20 protein-coding genes and 1 pseudogene are annotated in these 18,952 nt (G+C 49.2%); 14 read left to right on the top strand and 7 right to left on the bottom strand.

The features are described 5' to 3' along the window. From L696_RS0123915 to L696_RS0123880, 8 genes are all read left to right on the top strand, one after another. Window positions 1–2,054: DEAD/DEAH box helicase (locus tag L696_RS0123915; protein ID WP_025685900.1), on the top strand; the 2,054-nt coding region annotated here is incomplete at its 5' end. Between the two features lie 20 nt (window positions 2,055–2,074). Beyond that, a complete protein-coding gene (locus L696_RS0123910; RefSeq protein WP_025685899.1) occupies window positions 2,075–2,794 on the top strand; it encodes a hypothetical protein in 720 nt (239 codons plus the stop codon). A gap of 146 nt (window positions 2,795–2,940) precedes the next feature. Beyond that, the gene (locus tag L696_RS0123905; protein WP_025685898.1) at window positions 2,941–3,852 is read left to right on the top strand and encodes a M15 family metallopeptidase; all 912 of its coding nucleotides are present in this window, start codon (window positions 2,941–2,943) and stop codon (window positions 3,850–3,852) included. Window positions 3,853–4,098: 246 nt separating this feature from the next. Then, window positions 4,099–4,506, top strand: a complete 408-nt coding sequence (locus L696_RS0123900; protein WP_245233434.1) for a hypothetical protein — start codon at window positions 4,099–4,101, stop codon at window positions 4,504–4,506. After that, window positions 4,506–4,835 carry a hypothetical protein gene (locus L696_RS0123895; protein WP_025685896.1) on the top strand — a complete coding sequence of 110 codons (330 nt, stop codon included), beginning with the start codon at window positions 4,506–4,508 and terminating at the stop codon, window positions 4,833–4,835. Before L696_RS0123900 ends, L696_RS0123895 begins: the two co-directional genes overlap by 1 nt. A gap of 1 nt (window position 4,836) precedes the next feature. Then, window positions 4,837–6,237 (top strand): glutathionylspermidine synthase family protein, encoded by a 1,401-nt coding sequence (locus L696_RS0123890; RefSeq protein WP_049827515.1) that lies wholly within the window; start codon window positions 4,837–4,839, stop codon window positions 6,235–6,237. Between the two features lie 153 nt (window positions 6,238–6,390). Beyond that, window positions 6,391–6,804 (top strand): DUF350 domain-containing protein, encoded by a 414-nt coding sequence (locus L696_RS0123885; RefSeq protein WP_025685894.1) that lies wholly within the window; start codon window positions 6,391–6,393, stop codon window positions 6,802–6,804. A gap of 229 nt (window positions 6,805–7,033) precedes the next feature. Continuing rightward, the gene (locus tag L696_RS0123880) at window positions 7,034–8,110 is read left to right on the top strand and encodes a Gfo/Idh/MocA family protein (protein ID WP_025685893.1); all 1,077 of its coding nucleotides are present in this window, start codon (window positions 7,034–7,036) and stop codon (window positions 8,108–8,110) included. 106 nt (window positions 8,111–8,216) lie between these two features. On the opposite strand, the gene L696_RS0123875 is transcribed toward L696_RS0123880, so the two are convergent. Both L696_RS0123875 and L696_RS0123870 read right to left on the bottom strand, forming a co-directional pair. Then, the gene (locus tag L696_RS0123875) at window positions 8,217–8,717 is read right to left on the bottom strand and encodes an NAD(+) diphosphatase (protein WP_025685892.1); all 501 of its coding nucleotides are present in this window, start codon (window positions 8,715–8,717) and stop codon (window positions 8,217–8,219) included. A 148-nt stretch (window positions 8,718–8,865) separates the two neighbouring features. Next, window positions 8,866–10,320 carry an MFS transporter gene (locus L696_RS0123870; protein ID WP_049827514.1) on the bottom strand — a complete coding sequence of 485 codons (1,455 nt, stop codon included), beginning with the start codon at window positions 10,318–10,320 and terminating at the stop codon, window positions 8,866–8,868. 166 nt (window positions 10,321–10,486) lie between these two features. Here L696_RS0123870 and L696_RS0123865 point away from each other — a divergent pair, with 166 nt between their 5' ends. Together L696_RS0123865 and L696_RS0123860 are read left to right on the top strand one after the other, a co-directional pair. Further along, on the top strand, window positions 10,487–10,909 hold the full coding sequence (locus tag L696_RS0123865) for a MarR family winged helix-turn-helix transcriptional regulator (RefSeq protein WP_025685891.1): 423 nt from the start codon (window positions 10,487–10,489) through the stop codon (window positions 10,907–10,909). Window positions 10,910–11,089: 180 nt separating this feature from the next. Next, window positions 11,090–12,241 carry a glycosyltransferase family 2 protein gene (locus tag L696_RS0123860; protein WP_025685890.1) on the top strand — a complete coding sequence of 384 codons (1,152 nt, stop codon included), beginning with the start codon at window positions 11,090–11,092 and terminating at the stop codon, window positions 12,239–12,241. Window positions 12,242–12,243: 2 nt separating this feature from the next. Here the strand turns inward: L696_RS0123860 and L696_RS0123855 are convergent, their stop codons facing one another. Together L696_RS0123855 and L696_RS0123850 are read right to left on the bottom strand one after the other, a co-directional pair. After that, window positions 12,244–12,678 carry a DUF3995 domain-containing protein gene (locus tag L696_RS0123855; protein ID WP_025685889.1) on the bottom strand — a complete coding sequence of 145 codons (435 nt, stop codon included), beginning with the start codon at window positions 12,676–12,678 and terminating at the stop codon, window positions 12,244–12,246. Between the two features lie 12 nt (window positions 12,679–12,690). Further along, on the bottom strand, window positions 12,691–13,245 hold the full coding sequence (locus L696_RS0123850) for a TetR/AcrR family transcriptional regulator (RefSeq protein WP_025685888.1): 555 nt from the start codon (window positions 13,243–13,245) through the stop codon (window positions 12,691–12,693). 513 nt (window positions 13,246–13,758) lie between these two features. Here L696_RS0123850 and thrS point away from each other — a divergent pair. Then, entirely contained in the window at window positions 13,759–15,672 is a 1,914-nt protein-coding gene (gene thrS / locus L696_RS0123845; protein ID WP_025685887.1) for a threonine--tRNA ligase, read from the top strand. 167 nt (window positions 15,673–15,839) lie between these two features. On the opposite strand, the gene L696_RS0123840 is transcribed toward thrS, so the two are convergent. Beyond that, on the bottom strand, window positions 15,840–16,634 hold the full coding sequence (locus L696_RS0123840; RefSeq protein ID WP_025685886.1) for a GTP pyrophosphokinase: 795 nt from the start codon (window positions 16,632–16,634) through the stop codon (window positions 15,840–15,842). Between the two features lie 276 nt (window positions 16,635–16,910). On the opposite strand from L696_RS0123840, the gene L696_RS0123835 reads away from it, so the two are divergent. From L696_RS0123835 to L696_RS32185, 3 genes and pseudogenes are all read left to right on the top strand, one after another. Further along, window positions 16,911–17,372 carry an S-ribosylhomocysteine lyase gene (locus L696_RS0123835; protein WP_025685885.1) on the top strand — a complete coding sequence of 154 codons (462 nt, stop codon included), beginning with the start codon at window positions 16,911–16,913 and terminating at the stop codon, window positions 17,370–17,372. A gap of 5 nt (window positions 17,373–17,377) precedes the next feature. Beyond that, on the top strand, window positions 17,378–17,629 hold the full coding sequence (locus L696_RS32190) for an SDR family NAD(P)-dependent oxidoreductase (protein WP_025685884.1): 252 nt from the start codon (window positions 17,378–17,380) through the stop codon (window positions 17,627–17,629). A 20-nt stretch (window positions 17,630–17,649) separates the two neighbouring features. After that, window positions 17,650–17,763, top strand: a pseudogene (locus L696_RS32185) (SDR family NAD(P)-dependent oxidoreductase); the annotation flags it as partial. Window positions 17,764–17,776: 13 nt separating this feature from the next. Here L696_RS32185 and L696_RS0123825 read toward each other — a convergent pair. Both L696_RS0123825 and L696_RS28970 read right to left on the bottom strand, forming a co-directional pair. Beyond that, entirely contained in the window at window positions 17,777–18,133 is a 357-nt protein-coding gene (locus L696_RS0123825) for a hypothetical protein (RefSeq protein ID WP_025685883.1), read from the bottom strand. Between the two features lie 289 nt (window positions 18,134–18,422). Beyond that, on the bottom strand, window positions 18,423–18,952 hold a 530-nt coding region (locus L696_RS28970; protein ID WP_280740293.1), incomplete at its 5' end, for a cold-inducible protein YdjO-related protein.

Here is an 18,952-nt window from a genome sequence, read left to right as displayed (position 1 = left end):
TTGGACAGGCGGCCGAAGCGGCGCCGATACTGCAAGAAGCGTTAAGTCGCCCTTATCCCGAGGGCCTCACGCTGGAGCCAGAGATGTTCTTTCGCTTCCTGACGGAAGCCGTGCCCGCTCTGCAAAAGAACGGCACCACCGTGCAAATGCCTTCACGCTGGAGCCGGGAGGGCCGCCGCCGCGCAGGCCTGCGGCTCAAAATGCGTTCGGCGGAGCGAGGCGCACCGCCGGAAGGCGTGATTGCCGACACATCGACGGTCGGCATTAACCGTATGATTTCCTTTGATGCCGAGGCTGTGCTGGGCGATACGACCTTGACGGTGGAGGAATTGGAAAGCATCGTCGCGGCCAATTTGCCGTATGTACGTTTGGGAGGCGAATGGATTGAGGTCGATCCGAAGGAAATACGTCAGGTGCTGCGTTTTATCAAGCGCGGCGAAGACGGTGAAATGACCTTGTCCGAGTGGATGCATCTGGCCGCGGAAAATGAAGGTGCAGGCGAGGCCTCATGGAAGGGCCTGTCCATCTTCGGCGCGGAATCCGCCGGGTTGCTGGCCTCTCTCGTTGAGGGCGGCGTGCTTCGTTCTGTGGAGCCGCGCCCTGTACCGAAGACGCTGCATGGCGCATTACGTCCTTATCAGGAGCGCGGCTTCCAATGGCTGTCCGCCATGCGCGGGTTGGGCTTCGGCGTCTGCCTTGCAGACGACATGGGACTCGGTAAAACAATTCAGGTGATTACCTGCCTGCTCGATGGCGGCATCGGGGCCGCGGATCAGCGTCCGGCGCTGATCGTCTGTCCGACCTCGCTGCTCGGTAACTGGCAGCGGGAGTTGAAGCGTTTTTCGCCGGATTTATCACTGTATATTCATCACGGCAACCAGCGACTTCATGGGGAGACATTTCAAGAAAGCGTCCGCGAGTATGATATTGTCCTCACGACCTACCATTTGGCGGGCCGGGACGGCAGTGACTTATCTGCGGTCTATTGGTCCTCCATCGTGCTGGATGAAGCGCAATATATTAAAAATGCACGGACAAAGCAGGCTCAGAGCGTGATGAAGCTGTCGGCACCGCATCGGATTGCCATGACGGGTACCCCAGTGGAGAACCGGCTGAGTGAGCTGTGGTCCATTTTTCAATTTCTGAATCCGGGTTATCTCGGCACTTCTTCTTCGTTCCGTCAGCGTTACAGTATGGCGGGAGAGGAAAGAGGGGCCGCGCTGCGCGAGCTGTCTCGTCTCGTCTCGCCGTTCATGCTGCGTCGACTCAAAAGCGACCCGGATATACGCAAGGATTTGCCGGAGAAGCTGGAACTGAAATCGTATTGTGTGCTGACACCGGAGCAGGCTGGATTGTATCGCGGCGTGGTGGATCAACTCATGGGGACACTAGAGGGGCAGATCGGTATCGCCCGCAAGGGGCTTGTCCTGTCTTCGCTGACCAAGCTGAAGCAAATTTGTGACCATCCGGGTCTGATCATTCCGGGCCGCGCTGACACAGGGAAAACCGAAAATTCGGGGAAAATGGAACGGCTGCTGGAGCTGGTGGAAACTATTCGGGAGAATGGAGAATCCGCTCTGATTTTTACCCAATATGTGTCTATGGGAGAGCTGCTGGTAGCACGGCTGGCCCGGATTTTCGGGGAAGAACCGTATTTCCTGCATGGGGGGCTGGCGAAAACCAGACGGGACGAAATCGTCCACAATTTCCAGCAGGGGGAAGGGCCGAATATATTCGTGCTTTCCTTGCGGGCAGGCGGCGTCGGCTTGAATCTGACGCGTGCCAGTCATGTTATTCACTATGACCGCTGGTGGAATCCTGCGGTGGAAAATCAGGCGACGGACCGAGTATTCCGCATCGGTCAAAGCCGCAACGTGCAGGTGCATAAGCTGATTTGCCAAGGTACGCTGGAGGAACGGATCGACGAGCTGATCGAGAGCAAAAAGGCGCTTTCCGAGCAGGTTGTCGGCTCTGGTGAGCATTGGCTGACGGAAATGTCTGACGATGAATTACGCGGTCTGATTGCGCTGCAAAACGATATATGGATTGAGTAAGCACAGAAAGGATGAAGACGATGACAAGGCCGCGAGTGAAGCTGCGGGTAACTGACGGTCAATGGGAGGCAGATGTAGAGGGGTACGGAACGAAAAACGGTTCGGCGACTGCTCAGGCTGTCCGCTGGACGGGCTCCGTGCCTGTATTGAACCCGGAACAGCGAACGGCATGGCTGGAGCAGCTAAAGGCGGAGCCTTGGGACATTTACCGTTTTATGCAGGGGGAAGCCTGCCCCTCGCTGGATGAAGTCGTTCAGGCAGCAGCCGATACGGCTACATCCAGCCTGGAGGACGGCGTTGGTGACGCCGAAGAAGTCAGGAAGGCTCTCCAGGTCGGGCTGGGAAGCGATCCGCTGCTCGGTCTGGAGCTGATCGGCATGACGCGCGAAGCGCTGCTGGAATTCGTATTCAGCGCTTGGGCAGGTGAACTGTCCCATGTGCAGGGGGCATCTCCCGCGCTTGAGCCGACCTCGCGGTCAGAGGGCGCACGTAGCGGATCGGCGGCGATCAGCGAATGGATTGCTGAATCTGCCGCCGAAGGAGCATTGCACCGTCCAGGCGCGGGCTTTCATGCTATTGAGATTCGCCTGCCGCAGAAGCTTGCTCCAGTGAATGAAGCGGATATTACGGCATTACTGCCGGGACTGCCCCGTGTGGAAGAGGCGTTGAAGCTCATACGTGAGCGTGTAGCCGAGCGCGCCCGGGTCACAATTTCGAAAAAACGTCATACTCCGCAATAATTAGGGGCTATCCTTTCTTTTTCGCGCCTATTCAGCTTCATCGAACCGGATAACAGCTTCGAAGAGTGTCGAAAGTTTAGTTACAATAGGAAAACGAAAACTATAGCAAGCCATGCATCAAGTGTAATATTGGAGGAGATACCCGCATGAAACAACATATGCAACAGAAACGAACCCCTCAGCGCTGGACCAAGGCGCTTATCCCGGGACTGATTCTGCCGGGGCTGTTGTTGGCGGCGTGCCAACAGGGAGGTTCGGGCGGACAGGAAAGCCAGCCGCTGAAATCATCCCCGACGACGCAGGAGAACGTGCAGCCTGCTACCCAGTCGAATGCGAGCAATAGTAGCACTGAATCGGGTACTGGACAAGCCCCCGCGGGTACAGGAAGCGAACAGGCAGATCCCGTGATGACGCTGCGAAGCGAGAGTGCGCTGCAAGCCACGGTGGAGGAAGTTGGTGGTACGGCGATCGTCACTAACGCGACGTCTGATACAGTCGTGGTGAACAAAAAGCGCAGCTTGCCTGTAGGCTATGCCCCGGATGATCTGGTGGAGCCGAAGGTGCCTTTTTCCTTCGAAGGTCCACATGAGAAGCGGCATCTGCGTAAGGAAGCAGCAGAAGCGCTGGAGAAGTTGTTTGACGGTGCGAAGAAGGACGGCGTTGAACTGCGTGCTGTATCGGGATATCGTTCCTATAAGCGTCAGGTTTCCATTTTTAACAACAATGTGAAGACAAAGGGGCAGGAATACGCCTCGAAAGTCAGTGCTGTACCGGGTACAAGCGAGCACCAGACAGGATTGGCGATTGATGTGTCCAGTCCAAGCGTAGGCAATGTGCTCGAGCAATCCTTCGGAGCCTCCAAGGAAGGCGAGTGGCTGGAGAAGCATGCGCCGGAATACGGATTTATTATTCGTTATATGAAGGGCAAGGAAGATGTGACCGGCTATGTATACGAGCCTTGGCATATCCGTTATGTGGGAGTAGACATTGCGGAGGATGCAGCCAAGCAGGGAATGACGCTGGAGGAATATTTTGACGAGAAGAATATCAAGCTGTAGTAGCTGAGAACAAAGCCGTAATCCCGGGGATTGCGGCTTTTTGGTGTTTTTTTCTTCCAAAATGAACCTTTTCACGGTAGAATCTCGTATAGTGAACGACGACAGCAGCGCTTTGATTCATAACGCAAGCAGCCTCATCACAGAAGCGTACAGGAAGGGAAGGGAACCATCATTTATTATTCATTAACGTATCGCGAATGGTCGGAAGACAAACAAAAGGAACTGCGTAGCCTGATACGGGAATCCGTGTCGGGAGATGAGCTGTTTCTGCGCAAGCTTGTAGATGCCACACGGCTCGACGGCAGATTGTGGGCGCATATCTCGAATGAGAGCGAGGATCATACAGAACATTCCGTCTATGTGACCGAGTTTACAGGAGAAGGTGCGAAGCCTTACGGTACGTCGATCACGGACCTCGTGCTGGCAGGTGAGGGTGGCTATGCTTCCTCGTTCAGCGCGTTTTACTGGGAATGGCATGAACCTGCATTTCGCAGGATGGAACAACGGGAAGGCTCGGTATTTACCCTGGAGCTGGCTCAACGCTTGCTCGATCATTATACGGTGCTGGGCGGCAAAACGTATGAGTTTATTTATTCGGTACTGGACCCGCAGCTGAAAAAGGTGCATCTGTTTGTGAAGGAGGTCGATCTGTGATGGAGCACTCTTGGGAGCAAGTGAAATCCAGACCCGGTTCTCGTGCACGGATGGCGGCCTTTGCCCTGATGCTGGCTGTACCAGCCGCTCTGACGGGTTGCGGTGACGATGAGTATTATGACTGCGATGAGCTTCCTGTATCGGAGCAGACAGCGTGCCGGGATTCTGGCAGCAGCGGTTATTTCTATGGCGGCTCGACTTATTATTATGGAACATCCTCTTATAACAGCAGCCATTCTTCCAACTCTTACCGCAAGAGCAAGTCCTCCAGCTCGTACAGCGGTTTTGGCAGCAGCGGCTCGCGTAGCGGATCTTATTCCGGGGGGTAAGATGAATATGCGTACCATTCAGCAACTGCCCTATGAGCATGACGAGCTTTTTAAAGGTGAAATCAGTCACAGGATTCCGTACCATCGTATGTATGGCAAACCCTATTGCCTGCCTGCGCTAACGCTTTATCAGGAAACAGAGCTGGCAGAGCTTCAGGCTGCATCTGAGGCGGTACATAGCATTTATCGCAAGGTACAGCAATTCGTCCAGCGTTATATGCCAGATGAGTATCTGGTGGAACGGCTGGGGATTCATCCGGGTCTGCTGCGTGCTGCGCGTATGGAGGCTGCGCCAGACGGTATTACCCGTCAGGACTGGATTGTGAGTGAAGCAGGTATCAAGTGTATTGAGAACAACACCGATACCCCCACTGGAATTCCCGAGGTGGCCTATCTTGAAGGGAAGCTGCTGGAGCTGTTGAGAGAATTGAAGGCATCCGGGGACGATACTGCTGCGCTATATGGACCGTCATCTGGTATGGACGAGGCGATCCAGTCCGCGATGACGGATTTGATTCATTTTTATAGCGGCAAAGGATTAGGGATGAAGGTCTATTTCACCTGCTATGACTGGCATATCGAGGATCAGACGAATACGAAATATATCATGCGTTTGTGTGAACAAGCCGGGTTTGAAGTGGCATATGCGCCTTTGGAAGAATTGGAGATTATTCCGAATGAAGGATTGTACCATCGGGGAGAGCAGATACACATTCTCTATCGCCTGTATCCGCTGGAATATCTGATTGAAGACCGTGAGGACGATACAGGACTGGAGGTGGGGCAGGCGCTGATGGATATGGTGGCGGACGGGAAAATAGGACTGATCAATCCGCCGCAGCATATCATTACCCAGAGCAAGGGATTCACCGCTACCATATGGTCACTGTATGAGCGCAATGAGCAGACGCCCGAGTTCTGCGGGTTCCGTCTGTTCGACGACCGGGAGCTGGAGATCATACGAACCTACCTGCTGCCCACGTATTTTGAACCATCGTTGTTTATACAGACCGGAGAGCCTTATGTAGCCAAGGGTATATGGGGACGGGAGGGCAAAGGGACGCACCTGATCGAGCATATCAAAACCGAAGTGGAAATGGCGGATGCCGATGCTGCGCTAACGCCGGAGCAGGAGGAGGCCGCACATATTGCCGCCTATTACGAAGCTCAGCCCAAGATTTATCAGCAACTATGGCCGATGCAGAGCGCGGAGGTGCAGACCGAAGAAGGACTGTATCGCGGCTACGTGCTGACAGGCGTATTCGTGATTGGCGGACGTTTTGCGGGCATTCTGCCCCGAATCGGGGAAAAGGTAACTGGCGATATGGCCTATTATTGCGCCGCCGCCATTCCCGCCGCATCTCCTAATCCCCCTGCTAACAACTATATAAGTCGAACTTGAAAAAATGAATATAAAAACGGAGTAGGCGGAATGGTGCTGTACAAGCGAAGCACCATCCGTCTGCGCAGTGGCACGATAGGTAACTTTTAAGCTCAGCTTATCTATTCGAACATATCTATTCACATTGATAAATATCCATAAGGAGGAAGAAGATTGGACTCACATATCAGCTTGGGCAACGCATTGGGAAATGTAGGTATCGGCCTGCTTATCCTGTTTGCCATCTTAATCGTAGGGTATTTTGTGTTCAGCTTGCTGACACGTTATAACGATAATCAAGAAATTGCACGCGGCAATGAGGCGGCAGGCATCTATATGGGGGCAAAGCTGCTAGGTCTGTGTATAATCGTGGGGATGGTGTCATACAGCAGTCATTCATGGCTCGATATGCTGATTTGGTCGGCTGTGGGCATTGTGGTGCTGTGTCTGGTGTATATTATTTTTGATCTGGTGACACCGCGTACCAAGGTATGTGAGGAAATTGCCAAAGGCAATGTGGCTCTGGCGCAACTGCTGCGCTCGATCATTGTCGGGGTGGCTTTTGTCGTAGGTACATTTTTAATGTAGCTCGATATAGAAAAGGTATACAAAGGATCTGCAAAACCGGACAACGGGGATGCAGATCCTTTTTTGTATGGGACAACACAATTCACTGTCCGCCATCGGTCTGTTGAATTGGAGATTACGACGATCGCTTTTGTCGAGACTATTCTACAAAGCTATGGGTGATACTGCATAGCAAAAAGGAATTTGTTGCAGATATTAAATCATTTGAAGAGAAGGGAAGTCTGAACACATGAATACCTCCATCTCCCCAACCAAACCTATTCGTATGGGTGTCATCGGCCTTGGCCGTATCGCTGAATATCACATTAGATCACTACAAACCATCTCGGGGGTTTCCATTGTCGCCGTTAGTGATGTGGATGAAAATCGCCTTCACCTGATTGGTGAACAATTGGAGCTGCCTGCTTCCAAGCGGTACCCTCATTATGAAGCATTAATCCGTGACTCAGAGGTAGATGCGATTCTGTCGTTGACACCCAATGATGTGCATTTTGACATTATTCGTATTGCGCTCGAAGAACACAAAGCTGTACTGGCAGAAAAACCATTGACTCTCACATGGGAGGAAGCGGATCAGTTGAACAAGCTATATACAGCGAATCCGGTGCCTTTGCTGGTTCACTATAAGCATCGCTACGGTGCGGCCTTCCAATATACCAAGCAACTGCTGGATGAGCAAAAGCTGGGCAACATCTACAACATTCAATTCCGTTATCTGATGGATAGCTTCTCTCCTTACCGTCAGCATCCGTATACATGGCGCCATAATTTAGCCAAGGCAGGCTCCGGGGTCGTGGGTGATACAGCCTCACATATTATTGATCTGGCCCGTTTTCTGGTCGGTGAATTTAAAAGCGTTGCAGCTCTGCTGCATACGATCACACCCGAACGGCCTGATCCGGTCACAGGTCTGCCTGTAAAAGTGGATGTGGAAGACTTCGCTGCTTTCCATGGCATCGTAGGCGATAATACCGTCGGGACATTTATCACGCACAAAAATGCCATCGGCAAACGTCACGATATCGAAGTCGATATCTATGGCGAACTCGGTACGCTGCATGCCAGCCTTAACAACCCTGAAAATGTACGCATCGTGCTGCGTGACCCGGAACATCCGGATGCCGAATACGAGACTTGGGCTGTCCCTGCAATCTATGATCATACGGCCTATAGAGACTTTGTTGAGCTGGCAAGGGGGAAATCTGTGGATCGTGCTCCGGTATTTGAGGATGGCTACAAAAACCAGTGGGTGCTTGAGAAAATACTGCAATCGTGGAAAGAAAACGGACGTCTTGTAGAAGTGTAAGGCAATACGAATAACCCTAATATAGACCTCATCTGTAGCAAGAAAAGAGACGATCCCACGGCAGCGGTAACCTGTGCCGACGTCGGTACCGCCGCTTGTAATCACTTCAAATGAATCCGGCCTCAATCTTTTGAATAATGTTCAGCAGGAAGGCTTCGGCTAAGCTGTTTTTCAAAATAACCTGCTTGGCTTCATCCAGCGTAAACCAACGTGCTTGATCCACCTCTGCGCTGAGAACATCCAGCTTATCATCGTTCACAATGGATACAAAATTCAGCATAAGTGTATGGGTTCGGTCAAAATACTCGCTGCGCATATATTTATACTCATCCACTTGCAATCCCACTTCTTCCATAACCTCGCGCACCAATGTCTGTTCGGCGGATTCGCCCTTGTTCACATAACCAGCCAGCAAAATAAAATCCTTAATATTGTACTGCTGTATGAGCAGCACTTTATTTCTCTGCCGATTGATTACAGCGGTGCTAATTGCAGTGCTGAATATTGGGAACCGAAAGACCTGGCATGTATTACAATAGGGAACAGGGCCTTCGCCTTCACACTCCCTCACCATTAATTTTGTTCCGCATTCATAGCAGTAATTCATCTAAGCGCCACCTTATATCACATTTTCCAAATTGTAAATGTTGCTTTTTATCCCATGCTCGTACGGAATACTTATCATCTTAATTCCACAATAACCATTCTGTCTATGAGCGTTTATGTTCTTCTGACATCCGTTATTTCTTTTTCTCCTATACCTGTGCCCGTCTGGACCCGATCAGCCGCCAGCCTGTTAGCAGTGCCGCCACCAGACAGATGGAAGCGGAAGTCATAAAGACCACATGCATCCCTGCCAGAAAAATTTCCGGATGACCCGGAACCAATCCGGTGACCCGATAACCGGCCTCTTTACTCATGGTATAAAAGAGGATCGACGTGGCTAAGGTAATCCCTACCACCATACCGACATTACGGACCAGTGAATTGACGCTTCCGGCTGAGCCGAGCTGCGTGCGGGGCACCTTGGACATGATCAGCGAGTTGTTCGGCGATTGGAATAAACCACTGCCGATACCCAGCATAGCGATCCACAGACCCACGAACGGAACGGGACTGCCTGCATGGAGACGAGCCAAGCCAATCTGGGCGACTACCATGACCACCAGTCCGGCAAAGGTGAGCAGTTCAGACCCGATTTTATCTGAAAGCGCACCGCTGAGAGGGGCAACGATAACCATGGAGATTGGAAACAGCATCAGCAGGAACCCGGCATAAAAAGGCGACAGGTTCAGCATATTCTGCGCATAGAAAGGCGAAATGATATTAAAGCAGAAGTTAGCGGCGAATACGAGAAAAGCGCACAGAATACTGAGCGAGAACAACGGATTCTTGAATAAAGCGAGCTGCAACAATGGCTGTGGACGGCGAATTTCCACCCAAAGGAATACCGCAAAAGCAATCACGGCAATCACCAGCAGAGCAACGATGCGGCTGTCTCCATATCCGAGCTGCTGTCCCAGCAGCAAGCCGGCGAACAAAGCGAGGATAAAAATCGCAAACACCAGACTGCCGGGAACGTCGATCTTGTCTTTCACCTTGATCAGATCCTTTGGGAGCAGCTTCCAGCCGAGAAAAACGGCCACCAGACCAATCGGTACATTGACCCAGAAGATATATTGCCAGCCCAGTGAAGATACGATAATGCCGCCCAAGCTGGGTCCCGCGATACTGCCGAGGGAAACGAAGGTACCGATTAGGCCGAGCGCTTTTCCCCGTTCAGTCGAAGGGAAGATATCCGTAACGATCCCTTGGCTATTGGCCATAGTCATGGATGCTCCGAGTGCCTGAATAATTCGGGAGATCAGCAGCATGGGCAATGAATGACTAAGACCGCACAGCAGTGAGCCAAGGATGAACACGATCGTGCCGATCTTGAATATTTTAATTTTGCCGACCATATCTCCAAGCTTGCCAAAAAATAAAATGGCTGTACATATAGCCATCAAATAGGCTGTTGTAACCCATTCAATCTGTGCTACGGGTAAATTTAACGTACGGGATAACACCGGGAGAGCAATATTAACGATGCTTCCATCCAGCGTGGACATAAACGTAAACAGATTCAATACAATTAAAATCATCCAACGTTTCTTCTGAATTTCGGTATTTTCCTGATACGTTGGGGTGGTTGTAGCAGTTGAACTCATGATAAGCACACCTCTTTATCGTTGACGATGACTGTTTGGTTGCATGTGCAACTAAATGAATAGTTCTAGTGTATAGTAAATTTGTTGCGTACGCAACCATATTGTTGTAGAATTTGCTTGGGTTCTACCTGCGGATTTTCCATTTTAAGCTACTGGGGTGTAATTAATGAGAAAAAAACCAATTGGAAAGCTGATTTCCCACCTGTACCGGCGAAATCAAAAAATACTGTCCAAGAAACTGTCTCCTTATGGGATCGGCAGTGGCGGCCAGCACAGCTTTTTAAAGCTCATTTTGCAGCGTCCGGGCATTACACAGGAACAGTTGACGAATGAACTCAAATTTGACAAAGCAACCACTGCGCGCTCTGTAAAACAGTTGGAGGAATCGGGTTACATTGAGCGGAAACCGGACCCGAATGATCGCCGTTCCTATCTTTTGTCCCCAACGGTCAAGGCATTAGAATTTTCTCCTGTTTTGCAAGGAATTATGGATGAGTTCAATGCTGATCTCGTCCATAATTTATCTGATGAGGAAGAAGACCTGCTTATCACCCTACTGCAAAAGATTAGTATAGACTCGGGCGAATAAAGGTATACAGTGAGATCATGGGCCGTTCCCCCCGTACGGCTTAAAAATACATCTCCAATAAGATCAAGCCTGTTTCGAACCTTAGAGGGTGTTTGACCAGACCACGCTAAAGCCATTGAATATATTGTTATCATTCATGTTATTTAAGGGTTTTCTAAAAAAATGGTCGGGGGGATTACATTGGCAATCCGTTACAGTATCATCATTCCAACCTATAATCGAGCCCAGCAGTTGTTACTCACGCTCGCTTCATTTGAAACACAAACGTATCCGAAGCATTTATTCGAAGTGATTGTAGCTGATGACGGTTCTACGGACGGGACAAAGGAAATGGTCGAGGGCTTTCAGGCATCCTATGCACTTCAATATGTATTCCATCAGGAACAACGTGGTAGATCTGCCATTAGAAATTTGGGGCTGCGCCATGCGAAAGGGCTATATATCATCTTCTGCGATGCTGATTTTTTGTTGTTACCTGAATTCATTAGAGTTGTGAGCCGTTATCACCGCAAATATCCCCAAGCCGTGCTTTCAGGTTTCCCTCACTCGTGGGATGATGCTTATACCCATTATTACCCTGACTTTTCCCCAGAGGAAAAAGAACAATGTCGTAATGCACTTACACAATCCAACTTATGGAGTCCGGATTTTGAAGCAGCGAATGAAATTATTCCGTTAATAACGCCAGAAGATATCCTTCATCAAACGGATGCATTGTCAAAAGTTATTATCCCCTCAAGAGTTCCTCCCAATGTCAAAAAGCAATTCGCCAAAACGGATGTAGCTCCTTGGATGTTACTAGTTACTCGTTGTGTATCCATCAGACGCAGCCATTTGACTCGTATTGGAGGTTTCAATGAACGGTTTGTACTTTATGGACTCGAAGACTGGGATCTTGGCTACAGGCTGCATCGATTGAAGATCCCTTTTTATTGCATCAAAGAGGTGGTCGGATATCACCAGGAGCATCCAACCCACCTCAGAGGAAACATTTTAAATACGGAAAATCTGAAAATCATGTTTGAAACCTATGGATTCATTGACTCCTCGCTAAATTTATTCGCCCTTGTACCTCCATCCCAGGATTTGGAGGCTTACAAAAATACGCTGCGGGTACTGCGCAGGGGAAGCCGATCCAAGAAAACACGTTCGTCAGCCCTGATGTTGAGGAGAACATTGCGAATGGCAGCCAAGCAGTTCGTTCGACCAAACCATACCCATGCGTATAAAAAATCATTACGATGGATAAAAAAGAAAGCAAAGGGCCGAAAAAGTCGAGTCGCTCAGGTTTTACGAGACATGGTGTTAAAGTCTGAAAAGCTGGTGGAGTAGCATTACTGGATGTCAACACGCAAGAACATAATTATTAAAATGGCTGTTCCCAAAAGGAAACAAAGGGGGGAATAGAGCAGACTGTCCCATTTTGCAAAGACGGTTCCCTTCTTTTTCTTGAAAAAACCTACCCATCTCAAATCTCCGATAGAACGTAAAATAAACAAACACGACAACAAGCCTGCTCCGTAGGAATAGAAGGAATCGAAAAACAATAATCGCCTAACTCCCCCCAGTTCAAAGACGAACCAGGCTGCTACAGCTAATAAAATGGCTACAATCGCTGTACCTGTTTTAGAGGGCTCAAAGAGCAAAGCCGTTCCTGTGCTCGGGATCGCTGCCTTAGATCCTCTTTTCCCGCCAACTGCCCAATATACATGCATGCCACTCAATATAAAAAGAACTCCGCCAACTGCCCATGTGAGAAACTCCAACATATGACATCCTCCTTAAATTGAAATCCACTCCGTCCAAATCATGTGAACATGTTGCTGAACCGTTTCGTCATTGAACGTCTCTTGTTTGTGGCGTTCATACCACCCTAAGTAATAATGGTACAACATCCATGATGTCCGATAGGCTTTCTCTGGCTGCATCCCTTTTTGGATAAATAACTGCTGCATAAACTCAATTCTCATCTGTTCCACTTCATCCAGAATGGAGTGATACGTATCATCCTTCAATGACAGTTTCCGTAGATAAAACAAGAAATCTCCTCGTTTCGTCGTCCCGAACATCCGAGTCAGCACGTCTCTGATTCGTTCGTCTGCGGTAGCATGGACAATGGACGATGCAATAACCTGTTGTGTTGTCTGTTCCTTCCACGTCTCAACAATCTGTCTAATATAGCTGCTGCGATTGCTAAAATACCAATAAAAACTGCTTTTGCTGCATCCTAAGGAAATGGCCATTTTTTCAATAACGAGCTGCTCAATGCCGCCCTGTTCAAACCGTTCGATTCCTTTCTGAATCCATTGCTCTTCTGTGACAATAATTTTAGGCATCTTTCCCTCCTTTTTTTCTGTACGGTATCGTCTAGATGAATATTATATTACAGAGCTTTTCGGGTGATGTAAATAGATGTACATAAACGCCCACTTGAAATACCTGCGGATTTGATCTATAATGCTGTAGCATATAGTGATATTCAAGGCATTGACCAAAGACATGATTTCCTTGAAGGGCCGTTCAGAGAGAAAAGACGAGGCTGAGAGCTTTTCCGGCAACCGCATGTGAAGTTACCCCTTTGTAGCCGTGACGTTGAACATGTAGCTGTGCAATGTGACAGTGACATCAGTAAGCGCCTACCGATTTATCCCCGTTAACGGATACCAATGGAGGGTCACGCATGTCGTGCATAAACATGTTTAATGAACATGAATGTATGCACAGGAGCGGGCCGAACTAGGGTGGAACCACGAGCTGAACGCACTCGTCCCTTGAGGGAGAGAGGCGTTTTTTTGCGTTCAATTTTGATATATAGCACGCAACCTACAATTTGAATGGAGGCTTTAATCGTGAGTATTCAAGTGAAATTACCGGATGGAGCCGTACGCGAGTACGAGCAGGGCGTAACGATCGCAGACGTGGCGGGTTCGATCAGCTCCGGGCTGAAAAAGAATGCAGTCGCAGGTAAAGTGAATGGGAAGGCTGTGGATCTGAACACCGTTTTGGATCAGGACAGCGATCTTGAAATTATTACGCTGGATAGTGCGGACGGTCTGGAAATTTATCGTCACAGCACAGCGCATTTGCTGGCACAAGCCCTCAAACGCATTTATGGCGAGAAAAACGTGAAGCTTGGTATTGGCCCGGTCATTGACAGCGGCTTCTACTATGACATTGATATCGAAAACCCGTTGTCCGTTGACGATTTGGCGAAGATCGAGAAGGAAATGACGAAGATTGCACAGGAAAATCTGCCGATTACACGTCGTGTCGTTAGCCGTGAGGAAGCAACTCGTATTTTCGGAGAGCTGGAAGATCCGTTGAAGCTGGAACTGATTCGTGATTTGCCAGCGGATGCGGAAATTACGATCTACGATCAGGGCGAATTTTTTGACCTTTGTCGCGGGCCGCATTTGCCATCTACAGGCCGCATTAAAGCTTTTAAACTGCTGAGTGTAGCAGGCGCATACTGGAGAGGCGATTCCAACAACAAGATGCTGCAACGTATCTACGGAACTGCATTCCCGAAAAAAACACAGCTAGACGAGCACCTGCATTTGCTGGAGGAAGCGAAAAAACGCGACCATCGCAAGCTGGGTAAAGAGCTGGAGCTGTTCATGTTCTCCGAGGAAGCACCGGGCATGCCGTTCTACCTGCCTAAAGGTATGGTTGTCCGCACTGCGCTGGAGGATTACTCGCGCGAAATACAACGCCTGCATGGCTATGAGGAAGTACGCACACCGCTGATGATGAACAACCGTCTGTGGGAGCAATCAGGACACTATGAGCATTACAAGGAAAACATGTACTTCTCCGAAGTGGATGAAACTACATTTGCTCTGAAACCGATGAACTGCCCGGGGCATATGCTTGTGTTTAAAAATGAGCTTCATTCTTACCGCGATCTGCCGATTCGGATTTCCGAATTTGGACAAGTGCATCGTCATGAGCTGTCCGGTGCATTGAACGGTATGATGCGTGTTCGTACATTCTGTCAGGATGATGCGCATATTTTCGTTACTCCAAGTCAGATTGAGCAAGAGATTACAGATGTAATCAAGCTGATTAACGAAATGTATAGTGTGTTTGGCTTTGACTTCACAGTGGAGCTGTCTACACGTCCAGATGACTTTATGGGCGAGCCAGCACTGTGGGATCAAGCGGAACAAGCTCTGCAAAACGTGCTCGATCACCTGGGTATGAGCTATCGTATCAATGCGGGAGATGGAGCATTTTATGGTCCGAAAATTGACTTCCACATTCTCGATGCGCTCAAACGCAGCTGGCAGTGCGGAACGATCCAATTGGACTTCCAAATGCCTGAGAAATTCGAACTCACTTATGTGGGCGAGGACAACCAGAAGCACCGTCCAGTCGTTATTCACCGTGCCATCTACGGTTCGATTGACCGCTTCATGGGCATCCTGACTGAGCATTTTACAGGTGCATTCCCAATGTGGCTGGCCCCTGTACATGCGAAGCTGCTGCCGGTATCCGAGAACTATATCGAGACTGCCAATGAGATACGGGATGCGTTGCTGAAAGCAGGTCTGCGCGTCGAAGTGGATACTCGTAATGAGAAGCTTGGTTATAAAATCCGCGAGGCACAATTGGAGAAGGTTCCATATATGTTCGTTATCGGGGAAAATGAAAAAACATCCGGTACTGTAGCGGTTCGTAAACGGGGCGAAGGCGATCTGGGATCACTCAGCATTGCGGACATCGTTGAGAAAATCAGCACAGAGATTCGCGAGAAGCAATAATATTTGATTGGAAAAATGAGCAAAAGAGCCATCAAAACCATGATCAAAGTGGTTTTGATGGCTCTTGTTTTGTACATCCATTACTGAATACACAAGTTTAGCGAAGCTGAGCCAAGGCTGTTGTCGCCCTGACCGAATGATCATAGTTACCAGATAGTAGTGAATCCCTAGCAGGTCTGCGGCCGGGATACGGCGTGATCTGGGGGCAGAGCGTGCGTCTTTGGAGCTGAAGCCGCAGGCGGTTGCACAGACGATTCTTCCTGATCCTTGCTGAGCGACAAGATTTCGCCGCGCAGCTTTAGCATTTTCTGATCCAGCTCATAGGTTGCACGCGCAGCCTCGGACAGCCCATTGACGACATGCTCAGGCACTTTCTTATCGAACTTATAGTACAAAATATGCTCCATACTGGCCCAGAAATCCATGGCCAGTGTGCGAAGCTGAATTTCAGCCTTGATCCAGCGCGTACCTTCAAACAGAATCAGGGGAACTTCTACAATGACATGCAGGCTCTGATAGCCGTTGGGCTTGGGTTGGTCAATATAGTCCTTGACCTCCAGAATACGGATGTCTTCCCGTGTACGCAGATGATCCATCAGGCGGTAAATATCTTTAACAAAAGCACACACGACCCGCATTCCCGCGATATCATGAATTTCACGCAATATATTATCGAGAGTGACTTCATACCCTTTGCGCCGAACCTTTTCCACGATGCTGTGAGGCTCTTTGATTCGAGTCTTGATATGCTCAATCGGGCTAAAGCCGTCCAACAGCTTCCATTCCGTCTGAATCAGCTTGATTTTGTTCTTTAATTCTTCCAGAGCCAGCTGATAAAGGACCGGGATTTTTCTCCATTCCTCCAGTTGCTTGGTGTTAACTCCGTTTTGCTCCAGCTGTAGCTGAAATTCCTGTAAGGGCAAAGGGACAGCATTCAAGTGCTTCCAATCCGGTTCATTCACAGGGCATTCTCCTCAATGAGGCTTACGATGTCCTCGATCTATTTCGTAAATATGCATTCCCGTATATATTGTACACTATGTCAAAACCTAGAGGCAAAGGAGAGACGGTCAAAGAAAGGAGAAATAGGACAAGAATTTTCATAGTAAAACCTAGTAATCCGATGTATAATTACAAAAATGCTGATTTGGAGCATTTAATTTTTAAAAAATAGCACGAATGTAGAATATCCGTCATTAGATTAAAAATATAAATTACAGAAAAAGAGGTTGAGTGAAATGGCAAAAGTAGAAAGTTTTCAATTAGATCACACGATTGTAAAAGCCCCTTATGTAAGAGCAGCCGGGGTAGAGCATGACGAAAAAGGAAGCACAGTTCAAAAGTATGACTTGAGATTTTTACAGCCGAATGAAGATGCAATTCCAACAGCCGCTGTACATACGCTGGAACACTTGTTGGCGACGTATTTAAGAGATGAAATTAAAGGGATTATTGATATTTCTCCGATGGGATGCAGAACTGGGTTCTATTTGATTCTATGGAACGAACATGAGCCTGAAGAAATTGCAGTCGCTTTGGAAAAAACCTTGAAAAGAATTCTGGAAACCACGGAGGTTCCAGCTGTTACGCCTTTGGAATGCGGGAACTACAAGGACCACTCCCTTTTCTCAGCACAGGAATATGTGAAAATTGTATTGGAAGCTGGCATTAGCCGAGATCCTTTCGAAAGAGTATTTTAAAATTTATGAATTCGATTGACTTATCTCATCAGACAGCGGTAGTGACAGGCGGCAAGTCAGGTATAGGTAAGGGAATTGTGGAGCTTTTCATGAAAAGCGGGGCTAAAGTGATTTCTGCTGATATTTCTTATGAAGAGCCGTATCGAGTGGTCAATCCGCAGTTGGTTGAAACTCATTTGGACATTTCCAAGCCGGACGATATTGAGAGATATGCAATGTACTGTTCAGTGAAACGGGAGTCCCTGACATATTGGTAAACTGTGCGGGCACTTCCACGATGGACTATGTCATTGATAGCGAGCTAGCAGACTGGGAGAAGGTATTTTCCATTAATTCAACCGGATTATATGTGACGTCCAAACAATTTGCCAAAGAAATGGTGAACGCTCATAAGTCGGGACGAATTATTCAAATCGCTTCGCAGGCTGGAAAAAATGGATATCGGGCGATGGGGGTACGTTTGGAGCGAGGGCAGCATGGAATTGATCCAAATCTTTTGACACGAAGGCGGCTATTGCCGATTTGAGTTTTGTTATCATGGCATCCTCAATCAGAGGGTCCTTAACTTCATTCCATTTGGTTTCGTCCAAGCTTTGCAGGGCAGCTGATTGATCTGGTCCTTCTTTTACGACCGATTCTGAGGTTGTCGGTACTGTTTCATTGATGGAGGTACCTGTTGTTTCCTGCTTTCCACAACCAGCAAACACACTTACACTTGCAGAAAGTATAAGAATAGAAATAATTTGAGCAGGTTTGTTCATATTTAGATTAACACATCCTTTCTCTTTCTATAACGAATCCTATGTTAAAGAAAGTTGCAATGCCTTTATAATAATTTACTCTATTTTTAAAATTATGTAAAAAAACGAAGACATCAATCGAATGATGCCTTCGTTCTATTGTATGTCCCAGCATGTGCGGCATCTTTAAGGTGAAGAGGAAGCTGGCGAGCGCCCTCTACTTTATTCTGAGATTATCGCAAGGCAACCATAGAGTAAACTTTACGTCCATCACTGCTTGCCTTAACGGCATAGGCTATTTGCCTCGTGTTTATCTAGCTGGGATGCTGCGTGTCCCCTCTGTCATCGGGGCTGAGCAGAGCGGGCACACCGGCGGCGTGCCTGCTCCAGCCGAAGCCGTTCGGCGGACGCCTGTCGTATCGCGCCGCATCCACGCCTTGCAGGCGTCGTCGGTGCATTTCCACACGGGCACGCTGATGCGTGGCTCCTCCCGTGTACTTGCCACCGACGAGGCCGTCCGCGCTGGCCCGCTGCCTGGTCCGGGCCTGCTGCTCACGCGGGTAGCCGTGCCGGACGCGTTCGTTCCGCTGCTGGCGCGGCTACCTTGCCCGGAAGCCCCCTTCGGCTGGCCGAAGCTGGTGCGGCGCGTTTCCGGCTTGGAAGCCTTGGGGGGAGTAACCCCGTAGGCTTCCAGCAAGAAGCGCGACACGGCGGCAGGCTTGCCGTGGTTGGAGGCGGGGGAGGTGATGTACAGCAGCTCCTTCGCCCGGGTGACGGCCACGTAGGCGAGGCGGCGCTCTTCCTCCAGCGCCGCGTCGTTATCTACGGCCGCTGCGGGGG

The organism is Paenibacillus maysiensis (assembly GCF_000520815.1).
GTDB classification, from domain to species: Bacteria; Bacillota; Bacilli; order Paenibacillales; family Paenibacillaceae; genus Paenibacillus; species Paenibacillus maysiensis.
This window is presented reverse-complemented; position numbering and strand designations above follow the sequence as displayed.

What these genes read in the sequence shown, in the direction of transcription:
- L696_RS0123910 (WP_025685899.1), top strand. Translation starts at nt 2,075, where the DNA reads ATGACAAGGCCGCGAGTGAAGCTGCGGGTAACTGACGGTCAATGGGAG.
- L696_RS0123905 (WP_025685898.1), top strand. Translation starts at nt 2,941, where the DNA reads ATGAAACAACATATGCAACAGAAACGAACCCCTCAGCGCTGGACCAAG.
- L696_RS0123895 (WP_025685896.1), top strand. Translation starts at nt 4,506, where the DNA reads ATGGAGCACTCTTGGGAGCAAGTGAAATCCAGACCCGGTTCTCGTGCA.
- L696_RS0123890 (WP_049827515.1), top strand. Translation starts at nt 4,837, where the DNA reads ATGAATATGCGTACCATTCAGCAACTGCCCTATGAGCATGACGAGCTT.
- L696_RS0123880 (WP_025685893.1), top strand. Translation starts at nt 7,034, where the DNA reads ATGAATACCTCCATCTCCCCAACCAAACCTATTCGTATGGGTGTCATC.
- L696_RS0123875 (WP_025685892.1), bottom strand. Translation starts at nt 8,717, where the DNA reads ATGAATTACTGCTATGAATGCGGAACAAAATTAATGGTGAGGGAGTGT.
- L696_RS0123870 (WP_049827514.1), bottom strand. Translation starts at nt 10,320, where the DNA reads ATGAGTTCAACTGCTACAACCACCCCAACGTATCAGGAAAATACCGAA.
- L696_RS0123865 (WP_025685891.1), top strand. Translation starts at nt 10,487, where the DNA reads ATGAGAAAAAAACCAATTGGAAAGCTGATTTCCCACCTGTACCGGCGA.
- L696_RS0123855 (WP_025685889.1), bottom strand. Translation starts at nt 12,678, where the DNA reads ATGTTGGAGTTTCTCACATGGGCAGTTGGCGGAGTTCTTTTTATATTG.
- L696_RS0123850 (WP_025685888.1), bottom strand. Translation starts at nt 13,245, where the DNA reads ATGCCTAAAATTATTGTCACAGAAGAGCAATGGATTCAGAAAGGAATC.
- L696_RS0123835 (WP_025685885.1), top strand. Translation starts at nt 16,911, where the DNA reads ATGGCAAAAGTAGAAAGTTTTCAATTAGATCACACGATTGTAAAAGCC.
- L696_RS32190 (WP_025685884.1), top strand. Translation starts at nt 17,378, where the DNA reads ATGAATTCGATTGACTTATCTCATCAGACAGCGGTAGTGACAGGCGGC.
- L696_RS0123825 (WP_025685883.1), bottom strand. Translation starts at nt 18,133, where the DNA reads ATGAACAAACCTGCTCAAATTATTTCTATTCTTATACTTTCTGCAAGT.